This is a genomic window from Segatella baroniae B14, from assembly GCF_022024235.1.
GTDB lineage: Bacteria > Bacteroidota > Bacteroidia > Bacteroidales > Bacteroidaceae > Prevotella > Prevotella bryantii.
On the sequence record NZ_CP091800.1, the window covers coordinates 176,359 to 198,837 of the forward strand.

Annotated in this window: 11 protein-coding genes; 6 read left to right on the forward strand and 5 right to left on the reverse strand. The window is 43.6% G+C overall.

From position 1 onward, the window contains the following. Positions 1-56: 56 nt before the first annotated feature. The 4 genes from L6469_RS10975 to L6469_RS10990 all read right to left on the reverse strand — a co-directional run bounded on the left by L6469_RS10975 (position 57) and on the right by L6469_RS10990 (position 5,307). Positions 57-1,637, reverse strand: coding sequence for a DUF4954 family protein (locus L6469_RS10975; RefSeq protein ID WP_006283707.1), 1,581 nt, complete (start codon positions 1,635-1,637; stop codon positions 57-59). A gap of 39 nt (positions 1,638-1,676) precedes the next feature. Continuing rightward, complete coding sequence (locus L6469_RS10980) at positions 1,677-3,359, reverse strand: SulP family inorganic anion transporter (protein WP_006283708.1); 1,683 nt, start codon at positions 3,357-3,359, stop codon at positions 1,677-1,679. Between the two features lie 192 nt (positions 3,360-3,551). Next, complete coding sequence (rfbC, locus tag L6469_RS10985; RefSeq protein ID WP_006283710.1) at positions 3,552-4,124, reverse strand: dTDP-4-dehydrorhamnose 3,5-epimerase; 573 nt, start codon at positions 4,122-4,124, stop codon at positions 3,552-3,554. A gap of 13 nt (positions 4,125-4,137) precedes the next feature. After that, positions 4,138-5,307 carry a dTDP-glucose 4,6-dehydratase gene (locus tag L6469_RS10990; RefSeq protein WP_006283711.1) on the reverse strand — a complete coding sequence of 390 codons (1,170 nt, stop codon included), beginning with the start codon at positions 5,305-5,307 and terminating at the stop codon, positions 4,138-4,140. A 248-nt stretch (positions 5,308-5,555) separates the two neighbouring features. On the opposite strand from L6469_RS10990, the gene L6469_RS10995 reads away from it, so the two are divergent. The 6 genes from L6469_RS10995 to L6469_RS11020 all read left to right on the forward strand — a co-directional run bounded on the left by L6469_RS10995 (position 5,556) and on the right by L6469_RS11020 (position 12,328). After that, positions 5,556-6,587: a mannose-1-phosphate guanylyltransferase gene (locus tag L6469_RS10995; RefSeq protein WP_006283713.1), complete on the forward strand. Its 1,032-nt coding sequence runs from the start codon at positions 5,556-5,558 to the stop codon at positions 6,585-6,587. 26 nt (positions 6,588-6,613) lie between these two features. Next, positions 6,614-7,726 (forward strand): GDP-mannose 4,6-dehydratase, encoded by a 1,113-nt coding sequence (gene gmd, locus L6469_RS11000; protein WP_006283715.1) that lies wholly within the window; start codon positions 6,614-6,616, stop codon positions 7,724-7,726. Positions 7,727-7,855: 129 nt separating this feature from the next. Then, positions 7,856-8,272: a GxxExxY protein gene (locus L6469_RS11005; protein ID WP_006283716.1), complete on the forward strand. Its 417-nt coding sequence runs from the start codon at positions 7,856-7,858 to the stop codon at positions 8,270-8,272. Positions 8,273-8,520: 248 nt separating this feature from the next. Beyond that, positions 8,521-9,729 (forward strand): GDP-L-fucose synthase family protein, encoded by a 1,209-nt coding sequence (locus L6469_RS11010; protein WP_006283717.1) that lies wholly within the window; start codon positions 8,521-8,523, stop codon positions 9,727-9,729. A 370-nt stretch (positions 9,730-10,099) separates the two neighbouring features. Beyond that, entirely contained in the window at positions 10,100-11,329 is a 1,230-nt protein-coding gene (locus L6469_RS11015) for an AAA family ATPase (RefSeq protein WP_006283718.1), read from the forward strand. 39 nt (positions 11,330-11,368) lie between these two features. Next, on the forward strand, positions 11,369-12,328 hold the full coding sequence (locus tag L6469_RS11020; protein ID WP_006283719.1) for an acyltransferase family protein: 960 nt from the start codon (positions 11,369-11,371) through the stop codon (positions 12,326-12,328). A 63-nt stretch (positions 12,329-12,391) separates the two neighbouring features. On the opposite strand, the gene L6469_RS11025 is transcribed toward L6469_RS11020, so the two are convergent. Next, positions 12,392-21,979 carry a LamG domain-containing protein gene (locus tag L6469_RS11025; RefSeq protein WP_162091566.1) on the reverse strand — a complete coding sequence of 3,196 codons (9,588 nt, stop codon included), beginning with the start codon at positions 21,977-21,979 and terminating at the stop codon, positions 12,392-12,394. Positions 21,980-22,479 lie beyond the last annotated feature (500 nt).

The following is a 22,479-nucleotide window of genomic DNA, read 5'->3' on the forward strand; positions in this document are numbered from 1 at the left end:
TATGGAATGCAAATATACAATTATTTTTTGAATAAAATGCAGTATTGTCAGTTGAATTACCAATTCAATTGACAAGCAGCCAAATCGCAACTTCCATCAATATCGAGTGTGGTGTTCCAAGCATTTTCAGCTGATTTGCCATTGGCAATCAGACGTTTATGGTCTTCTTTGTCGAAGTGTGCATCCACCCAGTTGCTTTCCCATTGTGTAAGATACTGTTCTAAGTCTTCGAAGTTTTCGCCTCGAGCGAGAGCTTCATAGGTTTCAGCTTTTGGTAATAACATTCCGCCATAGTCTTGCCATTCACCAGTACCGCCTTCTGTAGTCTGCAGCAGATGTCGCTGTGCCTGTTGACCGCGATATATCGTGATGGCCTGCTGATAGAGCATGATTCCGCCCTCGATGTGGCGATGGCTGATGATACAGCCTTTATATTCCGTTTTACCTTCGGTTTTTAGTTCCTTCAGCACTTCTAGTCCTTTCAGAATATAACCGATGGTATAAGGGTTGAGCATAGAGAAATTGATGCGGTCTAATCGGCAGGCAGGAGTATCTGTGCGTTGGTCACGTTTGGGCCATTTGTTAATATCACGACGGGTTCCTACGCTTCGCAAGGCTTGTCCTGGTACTATATGCGTTTTTCCGTCTTGACCTTCGGTGATCAAAGAGAAAGGTAATTCGCGTAGGTCTTGATGCCCAGTATGGTGCATGATGACAGTCGAGAATGGACCTATCTGCATCGGCCAGTATACATACGAATTGCTTCCGAGTTTGGATCCGCGAGCCAGTTGACCGTATTTGTTAGGTCCCATCTTGTAACTATGATTACTTTGGTTTGAGCCCGAGCCGGCATTGAAAAAGCTGGTCATGCAGGCTATCATCAGGGTCGATTTATGGTGTGAAACGCTATATGGACCGGCGAAATAGGCGCAGGCTTCACCGTTTTCGAAATGGCAGTTGGCGAAAAATAGACTTGATGTAGCGGAATACATTCTGCCGATGTGGCATCCTTGTCCTACCAAACAGTGGTCCATCTGTGCGCCGTCTACGATCATACTTTCAGTACCCACGATAACGTGTTCCAGCACCACTTGCGCACCGATATGTATCGGTTTACCTTCGTTTGTATCACACAGCGTGACGTCTTTGAGACGGGAAGCGCCGATCACTTCTACCTCTTTACCGATGTGGACATCCTCCAGTTCTAAACAGTTTTTTACGATAGCCCGATCCTCGATGATGCAGGCATCGCATCGTATAGCCTCTGCATATGCACGTGCCTTTGCTTGGAGTTTAGCCACCAGGTCAGGATTTGTATTGGTTTCCATGACCTCGAAAGCTGCTTCCATCGAAGTGAGTTTATCATATATCGCAACCGGCAGATCGCCTACTTCCGAGAGAACATCGATTTTCAAGCCATTTGCAAAGGTTGTATCGCCAGAGGCACGAAGCACGGCGATATTCTGCAAGGTAACCTGATTGCCAATGCAGATATGTCCTTCAAAGTTCACGTTTGTAATTAAGTTCACATTGAAGTCTTTTGCCACTTGGATAGCAGTCCAGTCTGAGGCATGACATCTTTGCAGCTGAAGTTGTTCTATTTCTTCAGAGAGTAGATTGCGATAGTTTTTCTTCATAATTTTGTTTTTTGTAGTTTCGCAAAGTTGGATAATCCTTTAGCTATTTAGCAGTTCTTTGGCGCGAGCCATAGCTCCGTCAATGTGGCTACAGATGTTTTCCTCAGGTACAATCTCCTGGAAGTGTGCCTTGGTAAGGGTTTCATGCACCTTCTGGGTTACACCAGATAGTACAATCTGAATGCCTGCCTTCTTACTCATCATACAGAGGTTGGTAAGGTTATGAATACCGGTACTGTCGATAAATGGAACCTTACGCATACGGATGACACGTACCTTAGAACGGTCACCGAAGGTTGACATCATTTCTTCAAACTTGTTACCAGCGCCGAAGAAGTAAGGACCGTTAATTTCGTATACTTCTATACCTTCAGGTATCTCGAGGTGCTCCTCCGGTGCATCGTGATACATCACGTCTTCATATGGGTTGATATCGTGTTCAAACACTTTCACCTCGGTAATCTCGCTCATTCGTTTCATAAAGAGAAGACATGCAGCGAGAAGTCCTACCTCGATTGCGATGGTAAGGTTGAAGATAATAGTTAATAAGAAGGTGGTAATCAGTACGATGATATCGCTTTTTGGATTGCGCATGATAGACAGGCAAGAGCGCCATCCACTCATACCATAACTTACGACGACGAGTACACCTGCCAGACAAGCCATAGGAATGTATTTGGCGAGTGGCATGAGGAAGAGGAAGATGAGCAGCAGTACGATAGCATGGATAACACCTGCAACAGGAGTCTTACCGCCATTGTTGATATTGGTCATCGTGCGGGCAATAGCGCCAGTAGCAGGAATTCCACCGAAGAGTGGACTAGCCATATTGGCAATACCTTGTGCGATAAGTTCGGTATTCGAATTGTGACGTGCACCGATTACACCATCGGCAACAGTTGCTGATAACAGAGACTCTATGGCGCCGAGAATAGCGATGGTTGTGGCAGGACCGATTAGGTTTTGAATGGTATCCCATGAGAGGGCAGGAGCCACTGCTGAAGGGAGTTCATTACTGATAGAGAATCGGTCGCCAATGGTTTCGATGGTGGTTACACCTGCATATTGTTTGAGTACTAGTGCAAGAACGGTCATCAGGATAATTGCAATGAGTGATCCTGGTATTTTCTTACTGAATTTCGGGGTAATGGTGATAATCACGATACTGAGAATACCAATGAGGGCTGTCCATAGATCGAGTGTGCCGAAATGTTGGATATAACTGCCCCATTTTTCGATAAAATCTGCAGGTACTTGGTCTATTTGTAGACCGAAGAGGTCTTTTATCTGTGTGGTGAAGATGGTTACAGCGATACCGCTGGTGAAGCCGACTATAATAGGATAAGGTATGTATTGGATAACGGTTCCCAGTTTGAGAATTCCAAGTAAAATGAGAAATATTCCTGCCATCAGTGTGGCGATAGCAAGACCTTCCAAGCCATAATTCTGAATAATGTCGTAGATGATGACGATGAAGGCACCGGTAGGACCTCCGATTTGTACTTTACTTCCGCCGAAGAGTGAGACTATCAAACCGCCTACGATAGCGGTGATAATTCCCTTTTCTGGTGATACGCCTGAGGCGATACCAAAGGCAATGGCGAGTGGTAATGCTACAATTCCTACGATAATACCGGCCATGAGGTCGGCCATAAACTTTTTCTGATTGTAGTGTCTCAGTGAGGACACGAGTTGTGGTTTGAATAATTTTAAACTTTCCATAAATACATCTAATTCAGGTGCAAAGTTACAACTTATTTTTAAAAAAAATTAAATTTTTCAGTAAATATGGTTTTTAAATCATTCTCGCAAAGACTATAGTGTCGCGTGGTATCAAAAAAAATCTCGCCAAGAGCGTCAACCCTTGGCGAGATTTTTACACTTTGTTTATATGGCTTTCGCCATTTCTACTTCTTATTTGTATAAATCTTCTTGGTAATCGAAGAGATAAGGCGAATCCTTCAATAATGGATGGTTTGCATCCTTTTCACTTAGGATAACTTGGTCAGCAGGTATTTTCCAGTCGATGCCGAGAGCTTCGTCATCCCAGGCAATGGCACCTTCGCTTTCCTTACAATACAAATTATCACACTTGTATTGGAATATGGCTGTTTCGCTCAATACACTAAAGCCATGTGCAAAACCTCTTGGGATAAAAAACTGGCGCTGGTTATCCTCAGTCAGTTCCACTGCTACATGCTGGCCAAAGGTAGGACTGCCTTTGCGGATATCAACAGCAACATCAAGTACACGTCCTTTCACTACGCGTACCAACTTACTCTGTGAATGTTCTCCCTTCTGAAAATGTAAACCGCGAAGTACACCATAGCTCGATTTGCTCTGGTTGTCCTGTACAAAGCGGATAGGGCGAACTTTCTCGTTGAATTCCTTTTCGTTCCATGACTCGTAAAAATAGCCACGTTCATCTGCAAATATGCGGGGTTCGATGATGACTACACCATCAATATTGGTTTTGATAACTTCCATTTTTTCGATTTCATTAACGGTCTTTGTACATTTTCTCGTAATACTGCTGGTAGTCACCGCTGGTTACGTTGTCCATCCATTCCTGGTTATCGAGATACCATTTTACGGTCTTCTCTATACCTTCTTCAAACTGTAAACTTGGTTCCCACCCGAGTTCGGCCTGTAGCTTGCGTGAGTCGATAGCATATCGCTTGTCGTGGCCCAATCGGTCGGTTACATAGGTAATCAAGTCCATATCTTCACCCTCTTGGCGACCCAATAAACGGTCTACGGTATTGATAACAACCTTGATAATGTCGATATTCTTCCACTCATTAAAACCACCAATGTTATAGGTGTCGGCAATGTTACCCTTGTGGAAAATCACATCTATCGCACGGGCATGATCCTCTACGTATAACCAGTCGCGTACATTCTCTCCCTTGCCATATACAGGCAGAGGCTTGCGATGACGGATGTTGTTGATAAACAGCGGAATCAACTTCTCTGGGAACTGATAAGGACCGTAATTGTTGCTGCAGTTGGTTACGATAGTCGGCATGCCATAGGTATCGTGGAAAGCACGAACGAAATGGTCGCTGCTGGCTTTAGAAGCCGAATATGGAGAATGAGGCATATATTTCAAGTCTTCAGTAAAGAAGTCCTCACCGTATGCTTCATGATTCTTACCAGAAGATGCTTTGGTTGTGAAAGGTGCAGGGATACCCTCAGGATGTGTCATTTCGAGTGCACCATATACTTCGTCGGTAGAGATGTGGTAGAAAAGAACCCTCTCTAACTCTCCCTGTGAGGAAGAGAACATATATGGTGTAGGCAAACTTTCCCAATAAAGTTTAGCCGCCTGAAGCAGTGATAGTGTACCCATCACGTTAGTACGAGCGAAGGTAAACGGATCTTTAATAGAGCGGTCTACATGACTCTCAGCTGCGAGGTGGATAATGCCATCCACGTGCTCCTTCTGCATCAGCGCATACATCTTGTCGAAATCACAGATGTCAGCCTTGACAAAAGAATAGTTAGGCTTGTTTTCAATATCCTTCAGATTAGCAAGGTTACCGGCATAAGTCAATTTATCCAGGTTAATAATATGATATTCCGGATACTTATTGACGAACAGGCGGACTACATGGCTGCCGATAAAGCCTGCGCCACCAGTAATGATGATGTTTCTTTTAAATTCCATAGGAATTAGTATTTAATTTTTGTAAGATTTTTCTTTTTACAAATTTTCTGACTTTGCAAAGTTAAAAAAAAAGGTTGTAATTAGTGTCAGAATTTCAAAGATTAGTGTAATTTCGCCCCAAAAATCGGATAATCTCCTTTTTTATGAATTGAAAGGACCTTTTTTAGCAAAAATATGACTATTTTTGCAGTGCTATTATTTAATAAGTAGTATGATAAGATAAAAGGAAAATCTAACCAAAGGTAAAAATGCAAAATCATGTAGTTATAATGGCAGGTGGTATTGGAAGCCGTTTTTGGCCGCTGAGTACCCCTGAATTTCCAAAGCAATTTATTGATATATTAGGCTGCGGCCGTACACTTATACAACTTACTGTTGACCGCTTTAAAGGCGTTTGTCCGGATGAAAATTTTTGGGTGGTAACCAATGCAAAATATGTGGATATCGTAAAGCAGCAGTTGCCGATGATTCCTGAGAATCATATCTTGGCTGAACCAGCTGCCCGTAACACGGCTCCTTGCATCGCTTGGGCTTGTTGGAGTATCAAACAGGAAGAACCTGATGCTAATGTGGTCGTAACTCCAGCTGATGCTGTGGTTATGAATCCGAGTGAATTCAGAAGAGTTATCAAGAATGCTTTAGCTTATACTGCAACAAATAATGATATCGTGACGATTGGTATCAAACCATCTCGCCCAGAGACGGGTTATGGTTATGTTGAGGCTGCTAACGTCAAAGAGGGCGAAATTCTCCATGTGCAGGAATTTAAGGAGAAACCAGATCTCGAAACCGCCAAGAAGTATCTTGCTGCAGGCAACTTCCTGTGGAATGCAGGTATCTTCGTATGGAATGTTAACACGATAACAGAGAGTATCCGCAAATATACTCCGAATATCGCTGCTGACATGGATAAAATTGTGGCAACGGGCGATGTCGAAACGATTTTCCCTTCTTGTGAGAAGGTTTCTATCGATTATGCGGTCATGGAGCCTGCTTCTCAAGAGGGTAAGGTGTATACCCATCCGGCAGACTTTGGATGGAGCGACCTGGGCAACTGGGCTTCGTTGCACGATAAGTTGGAGAAAGATGAACAGGAAAATGGTGCTGTCGGCAATATCCATATGTACGAATGCAATAACTGCGTGGTACATGCTGAAGATGCTAAAAAGGTAATTCTTCAGGGGCTTGATGGTTACATTTTCTCTGAAAAGAATGGTCAGATACTTGTATGCAAACGTTCTGAAGAGCAGCGTATCAAAGAGTGGAGTACTGAATCTTAATAATTTATGTAACTATACTATCATTTATGAGTAAACAGAATATTGCCCTGATTACTGGTATTACCGGTCAGGATGGTTCATATCTTGCAGAATTACTATTATCTAAGGGGTACGATGTACACGGTATTATTCGCCGTTCATCGGTAGATTATCGTGAGCGTATCTCTCATCTTGAGGGGCAACCTCATTTCCATCTTCATTATGGCGATCTTGGTGATTCCATGTCATTGGTTAAAGTCGTTGATATGGTTCGTCCAACCGAAATATATAATTTGGCTGCACAGAGCCATGTTCAGGTTTCTTTCGATTCTCCTGAGTTTACTGCAGATGTAGATGCGACAGGTGTACTCCGTGTCCTCGAGGCTGTTCGTGCCAATCATCTGGAGCAGACCTGCCGTATTTATCAGGCTTCTACCTCAGAACTTTACGGTAAGGTGGAAGAGGTTCCACAGAATGAGAATACACCATTCCACCCATACAGTCCTTATGCAGTAGCGAAGTTGTATGGCTTTTGGATTGTGAAGGAGTATCGTGAGGCTTATAATATGTTCTGCTGCTCAGGTATTCTCTTCAATCACGAGTCAGAGCGTCGTGGCGAGACATTCGTAACCCGTAAGATTACGTTGGCTGCTGCTCGTATCTCACAGGGCTTGCAGGATAAGCTTTATCTCGGCAACTTGAGTTCTCTTCGCGACTGGGGTTATGCTAAGGATTATGTAGAGTGTATGTGGCTTATCCTCCAGAATGATCAACCTGAAGATTTCGTGATTGCAACAGGTGTACAGCACAGTGTTCGCGAGTTTGCTCAGTTGGCTTTCCATCATGCCGGCATTGAACTGAAGTGGGAAGGTGAGGGAATGGACGAAAAGGGTATCTGTGTATCCGGTCCGGACAATCTTGTAGGCAAGGTATTGGTAGAGGTATCCCCAGATTTTTATCGTCCTACAGATGTTGTCAACTTGTGGGGTGATCCTACGAAGGCGAAGGCTAAATTGGGTTGGAATCCGAATACTACTTCTTTCGAGAAATTGGTTAAAATCATGGTTGATAGTGATATGGCCAAGGTTGCATCAGAAGGTGCTGCTGCTAAGGTACGTATGAACCTTGCTGAGTATCTAGAGAAGGGGATTGTAAAATAGAAGAATATTTCTCGCAAAGGACGCAAAGACGCAAAGTTTTTAAAGTCTTTAAGTTTTAAAAGAATTGGAAAGTAAATTAATTTCTCGCAAAGAACGCAAAGACGCAAAGTTTTTTAAGTTTTTGAAGAGATGACTGAAAACGAGATTTCTAAGATTATTATCAATAGTGCTTACAAGGTCTATTTTAGAATAGGACCGGGGTTGTTAGAGAGTATTTATGAAAAATTGCTCTCTTATGAACTTCAAAAAGCAGGCTTAAAAGTTGAACGACAAGTTGAAATACCGATTATTTATGATGGTAAACAGTTTGGTTCAGAGCTTCGAGCCGATCTCGTAGTCGAGGGTAAGGTAATTATCGAGTTAAAGTCTGTTGAAGAATTGAAACCTGTCTTTTATAAGCAATTGCAGACTTATCTTCGTCTAAAGAACCTGCATCTTGGATTGTTGATTAATTTTAATACTAGTGTATTAAAGGATAACATCCATCGGGTAGTTAATCATCTTGCAGAGAATCGCGTTAATGAATTGCATGGAAAAGTTAATTAATTTCTCGCAAAGAACGCAAAGACGCAAAGTTTTTTAAGTCTTTAAGTTTTAAAAGAATTGGGAAAGTTAATTAATTTCTCGCAAAGGACGCAAAGACGCAAAGTTTTTAAAGTCTTTAAGTTTTAAAAGAATTGGAAAGTTAATAAATTTCTTGTAAAGAGCGCTAAGAAATAATTTTTAAAAGCTCTTATGAATTATAAAATGACTTTGCGTCTTTGCGCTCTTTGCGAGAATTTTTATATTTGTGTATGACTTTAGATAAATCTAGTAAAATCTTTGTAGCGGGACACCACGGACTTGTGGGGTCTGCTATTTGGAATAACCTCAAGTCTAGAGGTTATCATAACCTGATTGGTAAATCTCATAAAGAATTGGATTTGACCAATCAGGAAGCAGTAAAGAAGTTCTTTGATGAAGAACAGCCTGATGCAGTCGTGCTGGCTGCAGCCTTCGTTGGCGGTATCATGGCAAATTCGCTCTATCGCGCTGACTTCATCATGCAGAATATGAAGATGCAGTGTAATGTTATCGAACAGGCGTATCTTCATGGCGTAAAGAAGTTGCTTTTCCTCGGTAGTACCTGTATCTATCCGAAGAATGCTCCACAGCCAATGAAAGAAGATTGTCTGCTTACTTCTCCATTGGAATATACGAATGAGGAGTATGCGATAGCTAAGATAGCCGGACTGAAGATGTGCGAAAGCTATAATCTGCAATACGGTACCAATTATATCGCTGTGATGCCAACCAACCTTTATGGTCCGAATGATAACTTCCATCTCGAGAACAGTCATGTATTGCCTGCGATGATGCGTAAGATTTATCTCGCTAAGTTGATTCACGATGATAATTGGGATGCTATCCAGAAAGATATGAATAAGCGCCCTATTAATCCTCCTTCTAAACTTGCTGAGGCTATCGGCGAGAAAAACGTGGATGGCAACGAACCTAGGGAGCGTATCCTTCAGGCTTTGGCTTTCTATGGTATCGAGAATAATAAGGTAACCCTTTGGGGCGACGGAAGTCCATTGCGTGAGTTCCTTTGGTCAGAAGATATGGCAGATGCTTCCGTTCATGTACTCTTGAATGTCGATTTCAAGGATATCATCGGCATCGAGAAATACTCATCCGTGCACTATGGTGTGAAAACCGATGGAGCCGTAGACCGCAACAATTCAGAAGGTCGTGGTGGTGCTATCCCATCGCTTGGTGAGATTCGTAACTGTCATATCAATGTAGGTACAGGCAAAGAATTGCATATTAAGGAGCTTGCAGAATTAGTCGTTAAGACCGTAGGCTTTGAAGGCGAACTCTGCTGGGATGCTACCAAACCAAATGGAACCCCACGTAAACTCATTGATGTGAGCAAACTTCATTCACTCGGATGGACTCATAAAGTCGAAATCGAAGACGGAGTAGAGAAATTATATCAATGGTATAGAAGTACTATCGACTAAAATAAAGGTATAAGCAGGTACACAGGTGGAACGGAAGTTCATGGTTTGATACCATTACCTGCTACAAAGTATCTTCCGCTTAACGATGAAGAGTAACAGTGATAATTTCCGTCAGAGTGCTATTCAGGGCATCATGAAGCGTGTGAAGGCCAAAGGTGCTAATTAATATAATTCGCTGGAAAAAGGTGGGGGTTGTGATTGTTTGCAAACCATTACAAGCTAAACTATGTATCTCTAAATCAGCAAATAGGTTAGTAAACTACTAAAAACCGTTAATTATTTACCTTTTTATATTGTTTCATATCATAAAATGGAATATTTTCAATTTTAAATCTTAATTTTGTAGCAATTCTACAAATACAGCTACAAAATGATACTAAAAATCGAATTTGAAAATTTTTTTTCGATCAGAGATCGAGTAAGAATCGACTTTAGGGCCGCCAATATCAACACTGCTCTTGCAAGGGAATTGGGCAATAATGTGATGATGTGGAATGACGTACCTGTGCTCAAATCGGTTGGCTTATTCGGGCCTAATGCTTCAGGTAAGTCGAATATCCTGAAGTCTATCATTTTTTGTTGTAGGCTAATCTTGGATTCTCATCTTTATAACGAAGGGACAAATTTTAATTTTGAGCCTTTTAAGTTTGATGGGTGGCAGGATAAGCCAAGTAAGTTTCTTATAGACTTTGTATGCGATAATATCGAATACGAATATGCTTTTGAATTGACTCGTCAAAGTATCATTAGTGAAAGCCTTTATCATTATCCAAAGGGAAAACGTGCTAAGGTGTTTGTACGCGAGAATCGTTCTGATTACAGCTTTGGTACTGGTGTGATGGCTAAGCCCGCTGATGTAGTACGGAATACCAGTGATAAAAACTTGTTCTTGAGTCGTGCCAGTTCTATGAATCGTAACATAGCTCAGAAACTGTACCGCTATTTTATGAACCGATTCCTTTTGGGACTGGTGAATATCAATGATGTATTGGTGCTCGACAGTTTCAATACGTATAAGCCTGTAATTCTTAAGGCGCTGGAAGTGTGTGATACTGATATAACAGACATCGAAGTGCGAAAAGAACAGGTACCTGCTCCTGTTGTGGTCCCTGGGCAGTCTGAACTGACTTACAAATTAGTGGATGTACTCAGATTTAAAACCATTCATCGCGGCCAAAAGGATGTAATGTTTGATTTGGATATGGAGGAATCGAACGGTACAAAGAAGCTATTCCAGATTTTAATTCGTCTACTTGACGTGGTTAAGAATAAGAAAAGTATCATGATGGATGAGTTTGATATGGGCTTGCACACTAGATTAGCAGACTTCATTTTGGATTTAATTCATGCATCGGATAGTAGTCAACTCTTGTTTACATCGCATAATACAAACCTTATCGATATTCATAGACTGAGACGTGATCAGATAGTGTTTGTCAATAAGACAGAAGAAGGAATAACTGAGGTATACTCGCTATATGATTTTAAAGATTTCCGTGAGAATATGGATGCTGAAAAGGGGTATATCCAGGGTAGATTTGATGCTGTGCCTTATGTCGATTCATCGGTAGAAAGTATCAAGCAATTATTGGAGGATTGATTGTATATAATTGCCTAAGCAAAAGTATAATTATTTAGAATGAAACAAAGACTTCTATATCTTGACAACTTGAAGGGGTTTCTTATAATCCTTGTAATATTAGGACATTGTATTGAATATGGAACGGAGAGTTTTGACGAAAATACATTATTTAAAATCATTTACTCCTTTCATATGCCGCTATTTTTTATGATAAGCGGATATTTAAGTTATAAAGAACCACTGAATTGGATTTCATCTGTCAAGCGCAGAGGCTATCAACTGCTGGTACCGTACGTGCTCTGGGGGGTAGGGATTTGTCTATGGCACAAATATCCTCTTTTAGATATGATTGTTGATCCTGGTAAAATTTTGTGGTTTATTTGGTGCCTCTTCTATATATGTCTGATTACCTATACAATAGAAGTGTTTTTTCGGAATAGCAGGTATTTTTTGCTGGTACTGATTCTCACAATGATGTTGTTGATGGGAGCAAGTTTCATGATAAAAGACAATTTGTTTGGGTATAAGAACATCGCTTATGAGTTTCAATATTTTATAGCAGGCTATCTTTTGAAGAGGTACCATTTAGATGATACCGTGCTGAACAAAAAATATATAAAGTTGGCAGCCCCCGTCTTTGTCATTTTACTTTTATTTTGGCATAGAAACGATATTGAAATAATAGGGTATCAGTTTAATAGGGTATTAAGCTTTGCTTACATCATGCTCACTGCCTATATGGGATGTTATGTGATAACAATGTTGTTCAAAGAATTTGGAGAGAGAAAGTCTTTTCTTACGTCTTTTGGAACATCTTCACTAGGAATTTATTTGGTGCAGTTAGATATAGTGCGTTTTGGAGTAAGGCAATGCGATAATCTGTTTGTGGTATTTATTTTGTCTACTATAGTAAGTCTTTTGTTTGTGAAACTAGTGAGAGCATCAAATTACTTAAGACCTATTATTGGAGAGCGGATAAAAATAAATAAATCCAAAGCGATTGAAAAAAATGAATGATAATTATAAAAAAGAAAATTCCCGCCATACGCATTGTGAAGAAGCGTTGGCGGGAATAATCGTTTATTTAATCGTTACTTTTTTACCATGATGAATATATACTCCTGGCTGAATTGGCTTGTGACCTATCTTGAAGCCTTGTACTGACCACCAGTCTTCATCGTCATCTTCTTCATTGCTACTAATCTCGGTAATGCCCGTCAGCACTTCGCTTAGATCGATAACATATGGTGACCACGGTGTACCGATGTTCTGGTCGGTAGTAAAGGTCAACTTACGGTCTATCGTTACCGTCTTGCCATTGATGCAGGTGTGTAGCTCTAATGGCTGTCCACTTCCTTCGCCGGCAATGATAAGATAGTAAAGTCCGTTGTTGGCACGTGTCGTACCACGGCACTCTCCGTCGATGAAGGCGGCTACTTCACAGGTATCGATGACGGTTTCGTCTGTTCCAAGCAGACGGATAACCATCGACATATTATCTGGATAGGTTCCCGCGCCGATAGGCGTGAAGATATGTGGCTCTTCTGGAGCACGCTTCATGGTAACTGCACGACTCATAGCCGATACTGTCGGATAGATAAACGATTTCTCGGTGTTTGCAGTGCTGTTATACATATAAGCATGTCCGCTCTCCAAGGCCTTCAGACTACCTTCCCAACCGTTTACGCTGTAGAAGGCAATAGCATGCTGTGACTTCACATAGTCGCCCACCTCCGGTTGGGCTGCAGCTAGCGCCTGACCTATGGTCATTGTTGATAACGGTGTGTAAGCTATCCAGTTCCATCCAGGTGTCAGCGTCACAGGTGTCTTTGATAAGTCTAACTGTGCACCGCTTATCGACAGTTGTTCTGGCAGCTGCTGGTCTTCTGTAGCTGGGGTAATGCGTATCTTGTATGCAGTGCCCGACTGTATCTGAGCTCCGCTTGGAGCCCACTCCGTTCCGTTGCTGTATACCAGTTCTATACTCTTACCCTTGATAATGGTATTCCATTTGGTCAGTTCTGGGAATACGGCGTTAGGTCGCTTGTCAGCAGGGTCTACACCGAGTGATACCCAGTTCCAGTTCAGGTTCAGCTTCATCACCTGTTCTACATCTGTACCTTTCGCCCAAATAACAGGTTGATCGAACGAACCCACAATATCATTGACCGCAAAGGTTGTCTTAGCAGCCGAACCATCATAGGCATTGATGTTTACATCCGTATAAGCGATACCAGCCGATGCATTCCAAATGCGGAAAGTAATCGGTTTACCCACATCATTAGTTCCCTGAGAGTCACTGTTGCCATAAACATTCATCGTAACATAAGCTGCGCCACGTACCTGTTCTGGTGATGCTACACCACGACACTCTCCGTCGATGAAGGCAGCCACCATGCTTTCAGCGTTCTCCATCAAGATACCATTGATATATACCTGTCCGATGTAATTCATCTGGTGCTCATACTTGGTCGGGTCGACAGTCCACTGCGGTTTCTCCCCGCGTACCTTCATCACGATACGTAAAGGTTCCAGTATCTCCAAGTTACCTTGTAATCCTATCGTTACATCGTAATTGCCCACAGCCACCTGTGGGTTTACCTCGAAGCGAAGCGTCTTCGTTTTGATAGGTGCCAGTTCGTCTTGCGTGTTACTGTCCACCAATGTGAGCCACTCAGGCATATTATATAAGGTGTAATACTCGGTATTGCCGCTCCAGTTTTCGATATTGACATCAAAGGTATAGCCTTTGCCATACTGCTTGATAATATTCACTGAGTCACGACTCCACTTCAGCGTGTTCTGTTGAACGTAAGCCGACCAGCGAATAGGCAGCGACGTGTTGCCGTGTAAATCGCGTATCTGGTCTACGGTAACGTTAAGTGTGGTACCCTCGATATCTCGCGGACTAATACCGGCTCCGGTGAGGTTGACTACCACCTTGCGTTCTGATGCAACAGGTGAAGCGATGAGGCGAACCTCCTCAGGAGCATTCTTAATAGGTGGTGCATTTTGAATCACAGTGTACTGTGCAACTTGCAGCTCGTCGTCGCCCATCATATTCTTAAGCGTAGGAACCTTCGTCGTGACACCATTTACTATGCCAGTCTGTTCGAAAGGATAGTAAGCCACGAGACCACGTGAATAGACTTCAGAAGTGTCGATGGTGTTGTAGATGTTTTGTAGCAAGCGCTGTTCGCTGAGCGAAGCATGCCAGATGCGCAGTTCGTCGACGTATTGCATATTAGTACCTTTACCCACCAAGAGGCGTGAACCGGTAAGAGGTGGAATATCAGCTTCGGCAATAACAGCTGTGCGTTGACCATTCAGATAGAAGCTAGCCGCCTGACCACGCACGACGTTGAAGATAAGATGATTCCATACTTCATTATTAGCAGCATTGGCGAGGTTAACTAACACCTGCGATTTCGTACCATAGTCGAGGATGAGGTTGTCTTGCCCGTCTCGACGTAGACGCAGTTTGTCACTCTGCTTCTGCAAATCTTGCTCAGCCCCAGGAGTAGCGGTCTCGAAAATCACTTGTCCATCAGGCGTAGGAATAGAACAGTCAAACCAGAGTTCGACAGCGTAACTGTCGCCTGGTCGGGTGTTGATGCGTGAAATATCAGCAGCGACACCATCAGTGTTGTCGATACGCAAGGCATAGTTTACGTTCTCTAAGGTCCATGACTGCGGTACGATGAAATCGTGTGTACGGCGAGAGTCAGCAGCAGTTCTGCCGTGTCCCTCATCCATAGGCCAGTAATTAGCCAGTCCATAGACATAGTTGTCCTTGCTCTGATTCTTGGTAGCTCCAGCATCGTGGACGTCTCGATAAATATCGTAGAGGCTGAGAGCATGGATATCAGCGTTGAGACCTCCGAGGTAGAGATAATTATCGTTAGTATAGCCGACAGCTTGCACCGCCTGTTGTGCTACAGGTTTGTTTTGGAAAAGGTTGATGCTTTTGTCCTCAGAGAGAGCAAGCATATCGAAGGTCATACTACTAGCCTTGTAGGCGAGCGCCACAAAGGTCCAGTTGTCCTTAGGCATAGGCTGGCTACTAACAAATTCATTGCCAGCGATTTTAGCGACAACGTAACCGTCCTCGCGTATGTTCAGTGCGAAATTACTAGTATTAGCGCCCAAGTGCATGAGCGTTCCTGCATCGTGCCAGTTCAACCAGAAGTCGAAAGAGAAGTCACCTTTGAGGAACACAGGGTTCTGAGTTCGAGGCTGTTCACCGAACGGATTCAGATGCAATGCCACCTCGTGGTTCACCTGCTGACTGTTGAGTTTGGCGGTAACAATAACATTCTTGTCGCCAACGTAGCCAGGCACGATATCCTCGTTAAACTCGATAGCAAGTTGGTCACCGTAACCCAGGATACCGTGGGCTGGCGATGGGGTATAGAGGTTACGAGGACGAGTCAGATCTTTGATTACAGTAACGATGTCGCTGTATACGCGGATGAACTCGTTATCGTATGGGGTAGTGGTAAAAGCCCGGAATTCATAGTTACCCTCAGGATAGCTCAGGTTGCTCGACATATCCTCAGCCCAGCGCAAGTCGCCCTCTGAAGGCAATGTGCTGAAACTGGTCGAGGTAGAGTCTGCTTGGTCAGTTACCCATGTGTGCAAGTCGATCCACTCCGTATTGCCGGCAAAACGATATTGCACACCGATATTCTTCAGTTTTTTGAACTGTCGGTTGAACCCAGTGAGACGCATCTGTAGCTTAGCGTCCTTAGTTACAGTATTGAGTATCGGCTCTTGGATAACCAGATTGACAGGTGATGACGAAGGCTTAAAGTGAGCGTTGATCGTTACCACGTCAGCAATTTTGGCAGGCTGATATTGAGAGCAGAAACGCAGTTGGATACCCTCGTAGTCGAGTATACCTTGATCAGTTTGGCGTATGGTAAGCACTTTTGTCGTCGTTTCGCCTTGATCGAGGAAAACAGAACGTCCGTTCACAGGCACACCATCCATGAGTATCTCCAGCCCCTTGTCATTAGTACGCTCCGTGATGAACAAATTATAGCTAAAGTTTGTACCCTGATGCGTGTTAGACATGTTGGTGCAGTAGATGGTAAGATTAGCCTCGCTGCCAGCCGGAATATCAGTGATGGTGACACTCTTAGCAGGCGGTTCGTTACCGATGCCAATCATGAGGTTAGGTTGTTCCATCTGTACCGTACCATTGCCCAGCGGTGTGCCCGGTTCATAGTACTTTGTAAATTCCTGTGGCTCATAAGGATTGTACGTCTGTCCACCGAATACCGAGAAGATTTTACTATTCTTCTTGTTGTCACTATTATACTGATTGATGGAAATATCAGTATCACGATTGCCATCAGCGAAGGTATATTCCCACTCTGTGTAGTCCTGCGTTTTCGTGCCGTCTCCACTCGTGTTACCGTTTCCCTCGTTAGACTGTACTTTTGTAATGATACCCCATGAAACAATATTTTTTAAGTGGAATCCGAACTGATTGCCGAGGACAGCCCCCATTCGCCAAGTAGTTTTCTTTTCGTTCCATCTTACAATCTCGCTGCGTTCACTGAAGGTACGAGTGCTACCTCCATCGATAGAGAAGTTGGTAGCCGTCTGATTGCGCATAGCCATCACTTTCTCTTTCTCATTATCGTATAGCACAGACACCCAGTTATCAATCTGGTTATTGCACCATTGCACACTGTCTATTCTAGGCGTGTCATTGTCTGATGGTAAATAGCGATAAGTCTTCTTGGTCTCAGTATTGACACCAAAGTCCGGGTCATCTTCGCCCACCCAACTTAAATAGAGGTCTTTAGAGCCCGTGTTAACGTAAGCTTCCGCCTCGGCTTGTGAGGCTACGCGCGTGATAAATCGGGCACGCTGGTCCTTCCATTTTGGAATCATCACAGTCTCGAGCTCATAAGCCGAATAGTTGAAAGTGGTGGCGATCGAATCGCCCAATGCCAGAGCATCTTCCAGCGTGATGGCATATTCACCTGTATGGTCGTCCCGTTTCAAGTAAAGACGACGGCAAGAGCCGATAAGGAAGTTATATGAAGTACCGACAAAGACATCGCCGTTACTACCTACGTAAGGGTTTGATGTACCGGTAGAGACAGAAGTAATGGTAGTTGTTACCACAGCTGTATCTCCCACATTATTGTACTGCCAGTGGGCTTCGGTGCCGACATCGAGCTGGTCCTTGACCTTATGGCTTGAAAGCTGTATGAATCCAAGTCCTTGTCCAGTAGTAATTACAGATCCAAAGATATTATTTGTCACCAGACTATGGTCACCATAGCTGGTATAGGTGTCATAGTGTGTCTTAGTAGTAATTTGGCCCACCTTTAGGGTAGTATTCGACTTGGCTCCCGGAGGATCGCGAAGCACGAACTGCACTTGGTCAGGACCTTTGGTAATGAAGTTATTGCCCGTGGTGATGTTGCCCAGCACGATAGCGTCAAGATTGCCCAGAATGTAGGTACGTCCCTTGCGCTCCATAGTGACACTGAAGTTGCGCGTGTAAGGACTTACGATGTTAGGCAATCCGACCTTCCACTGCAATTCGCCTCGCCCATCATCGTCTAGCGTGAGCTCATTGTTTTTCAACTCATAAATGTCACCCGGTTGGTATCCCGTATTTGGGTTCTCTACGGTAGCGACAACAGATTGCTCAGAACTCATCTCGTTGCTGATAGTAAGCGACATGTTGTTCATTGGTATGATGTCACTTACAGGTTTGGCGCCGTCGCGATTAATATATTCCTCAAAGACGTGGAGCATGAAGTGCTGGCTCAACCCCATCTCATAGATCGGATACCCGAAACGGTAGCTTACGTTGCCTTTTTCATCTACGGAGTAGAGGTTGTCAACAGAAACAGTAGTACCCTCTTCATCGGTAGTATACTTTACCGATCTTTGTCCGAAGGCTCCTTGTGGATTGTCTTTCTGTCGCAAATCGAGTTGAGGAGGAGCAAAGTAAGTGAAAACCCTTTTTACATTATAGTTGTATCCCAACTTATTGGTAATTCCGCCTTCACTTTCCACGGTAATGGTGTCGGCAAGCTGGGCACGTGCATTAGATAAATCTACTTCTTGCCCCACAGAGAACTCTATATCTTGGTTGCTATCGATACTGACACTCTTGACGATGTACTTCAGTGGTGGCAGTAAGGCAGAGAACTCGCCGGTGAGAGAGTCTGTACGAATGTTGATGCTGCGCGAGTTATCGCCCGTACCAGTCCAGGCCTTACTTTGTATAGCCGTGGTGTCGCTCTCCCAACTGCGTTCAGTTGCGGCCGCAGAGATATGATCGTTGGCACAGTTGAACGAGTAAGAATCATTATTCAGGCGAAGCACAACGGTAGCCATACCGATATTATTCTTAGAAGCTCCGAACCCCACAGCCAAAGTATCGTTGCGCTCACCGCCGCCCACACGACCCACGAAGTTGACAAGCGTAGAGTCGGTGAAGTCGTAAGTAACAGAGCGGTCAAAGTTGAAGGTTCCCTCGGTAGGGAAGCGTCCGCCATCAACCAGCGTGTGACCATCGAGGCGAGCCTCTACATAGTGGTTGCCGATAGGCACACTAATCAGGTAGTGACCATTATCATCGGTCTGCTTCACCTCACCATTAGCGGTAACGAGCTCATTGTCGATGTATAACTGAATACCCTTGGCAGGCACGTTAGTACCAGCGTAGTAGATGTAACCCTCCATAGGGAAGGAACTGACATCCTGGAAATCGACGTTATTCGCCGTGATGCTGCTAGGCGAAATAAACATCGAGCGTGAGGAAGGCGAGAAATCATGGATACCCAACTCTGGTACCACACGATAGCTGGTACCACTACCAGAGAATGGTATGCCACGAATAATGTATTCACCTTTATCATTAGTCACGCCATAGCGTGAAAGCTGATTCTTCGTAGGCAACAACGCTGACGTGCTGATATTGGTTCCCAGGGTAGCATGGCGGCTGTTAGGCACGTCGTTAGCATAAGAAGCATCGAAGACGTAACGGTCTAGCCCCTCGTCCATCGGCCAGTAGAGGCAAAGTCCATTCTCACGACCGTTAAGTGTGCGGTCGAAGTAGCTGGTTCGCTCACTTTCGCTGAGTGCATGGTCGAAAACACGAACCTCGGTTATGTACCCCCGGAAAGCCTTTTCTTCGGTTATGCCCTCGGCACCACCGATAGAGAACAGCGCTGTAGCAGAAGCCTTATCGGTAGCGAACGTCTTCGTTTCGTCCTGGTTTACCTGTACGCTTAACTGATCACCGCAACGGCTAAGCGTCAGTAGAGAGAAGCTATTGACAGGCAACGTACAGTCCGTTTTTACGTTGCCCTTGAGCGTCGATACCGACAGATTATAGCCACCATTGCTCATACCGTCGATATACATATTTCCAACGCCAGGAATCTGTGCAACAACGGCACCATTGGTTAGCCCTTCGTCTGGTCGTACGAACATCTGTACAGTGAAATCGTGTTCAGGGCCAAACAGACGGTTCAAGGCCTCGGCACCAGCATCCCATGTTAAACCAGTCGATGCTCCTTCGATGCGCTTGGAATAGCCATGTATAGCCTCGTCGTCGCCAGAAGTCGTGAGATTCATGCGCACATTTTTCACGGCCACCCCCGTGCCGAAGTTTACGAGACCCGAAATGACACCACGAGCCTGACAGAAGCCCACATCGGTGAGTACGTTTTGCAGAGTGCCTTCGTCGCCACCATAGACGTCTACCTTATATTCATAATAGTAACCCGGCATAACCGTATTGTCCTCATAGACATACTGTTCGGCAGTGCCATGCGCTGTATAAATCTGCATAAATGCACCTGTGCTGCCCGCGTAGCGACGCGAGAGGACATAAGTACTATTAGCTGTACCAATCTGCTTAGCATTCCATGTTACACGGACGACCGCATCATGTGTACCCTTAGTAGCCTGCAGATTTTTAACCATCGTGCCGCCGAGTAAACCTGCCGTTACGGGATCGCTCTCAAATCGGTAAGCCCCATTGTTCATTTCCAGCACAATCTTATAGTCGTAACGCGTCTTGTTGTCAGGCAGATTCTTATCTTCGAAAGATACCATGGCACCAGCAGCAGGTTTGCTATTGGCCGTGACGGTGCCGTAAGGAGTCCATTCTCCATCAGCCGACGTGCGGCGCAACACCTGGAAGTTTACCGTCTGAGTATTCACAGGAATACGAGAGTATTGCCACTTCAGTCGCACCTGGTCTTCTACCTCAGTATCCTGGTGCAGTCCGAAGATGGTAACGCTGGGAGCAGTGCTGACAACAGCACTCTGGGTATAAGGTAGACGCTCCAAAACTTGCTCATTAGGACTATTGAGGTCGCTAGTACTTATACCTTTGTTGATCCAGTCTTGCGGAACATTGAGCACCATATAGCGATAATATTTACCCGAGCTAACATTCTGGTCAGTATAGCTCTGTGTCTGCTGAGTGCCAATCGGTTTCAATACGTCACGTTTCAGCCACGACTGTCCAGAGAGAGGCGTACCGCTGGCATTCGTCTCTATACGATATACATAAGGCACACTCTTCTCGATATACCTATCGCCGATAGAGAAAGCCTCCCAGGCCAATACGGTCTCATTGTCGTACTGGCGATACTCAGTCACAAGGTTTTTAGGGACAGGAGTACTTGTGAGAGCGTCAGCATAGGTACAATCGTAAGTACTGGTCCAAAAATAGTTACCTTTAATACTTTTAATCCTACTTGTGGATTTTACCCTCAAGTCCATCTTCGTGAATTTCTGTACCGAGTTAGGAATATCCACTTCGAAAGTCTTCTTTTTACCCACTTCGCCATGTAAGATTTCGTTTTTTATCACCTGAGTTGTATGAGAAGGCATAGTATAAGTCATCGTAAGCTCATAGTCAGACTCAAACCAGCGGTTAGATGAGAGATACGAAGGAATATCATCGGGCAGTTCAGGTACGGTAAACTTTAATTTATCCATCCGTTCGCGAGTATAGGTATAGTCCTTAATGTTCGGAGTGGAATAGTTAAAGTTCACGGGAGAGTTACCTAGATAGACGGTACCCAAGTTCATCGTCTTCCAACCACCGTCAGTTCCATTATTACGTACATGATTGAAAGCATATACGAACGACCAGTTTTTCCCGCTCATCGAAGCAGGCCAGTAGAAGTCGATTTCCACTTTAGGGTAGAGATTATTCTTCATGATATCGATAGAAGGGGTATAGTCACCCGATTGGTATGCCACCTGCGTACGGTTACCATTAGGGTAAGTATTGGTGATAAACGAAATACCTCCCCATTTATCGCCGTTTCTGTCTTTAGCATGGATGGCCCATTTTGGCCCATCATCGTTATCGTCGCCAGAAAAGAGAATCATAACCTCTACCTCTTGACTGCCGCACGTAGCGATGATACCGCCCCAGTCGCAATAAGTATTATTGCCATAAGCATCGGCCATCTGCAAGCTAAAATGCAGATGATCATTCACTTTATTCATTGTAAAGTAGCTATTGTCGTTCATTCTATCAGCATAGGTTGCTATGGTCATTGTGAGCAAAACCATTACTGCTGCCAGTCTATTGATGAACAGCGCTTGCGGATAGAAAGTCTTTCGTATCAGCCACCTAAAAAAATGTTTTTGGTTAGTTTTCATATTAATAATAGTTGTAAGGTGCGTTAACATTATCCAAATAGATATTAGAGTAAATTTCTCGGTTCAAAGATACGAAAAAAGAGTTAATAATGAGCTAATTTTATATATAAAGTCGCAATTAATTTTATCCTTTAAAGGTGAAGCCGTATGTTTTGTTGTATCTATCAGTAACTATTAAACCTATTAAATTTATGTGGTAACGATTCCTAAAAACGGCTCTTTTCGTTAATGAAATATTGTAAATCTATTATAGAGTTAAAGTGTTATATATCAGTATAATAAGCATAAAAATAAGAAAAAGGTAATATTTTAAAGCTCAAAAAAGCGATAAAATGTTTTTTTATTAGCTATAAAAATAGTAACTTTGCAAAAGTTTAAACCTAAAGTTTGAATAAATAAACATACAGAACCTACCACGAAAAACTTCAATCGTTTATCTCTGGCAGCTTTGCTGAGCATATATTGAAAGCGTGGTAAGGCATCTGAAGAAGATATCCAGT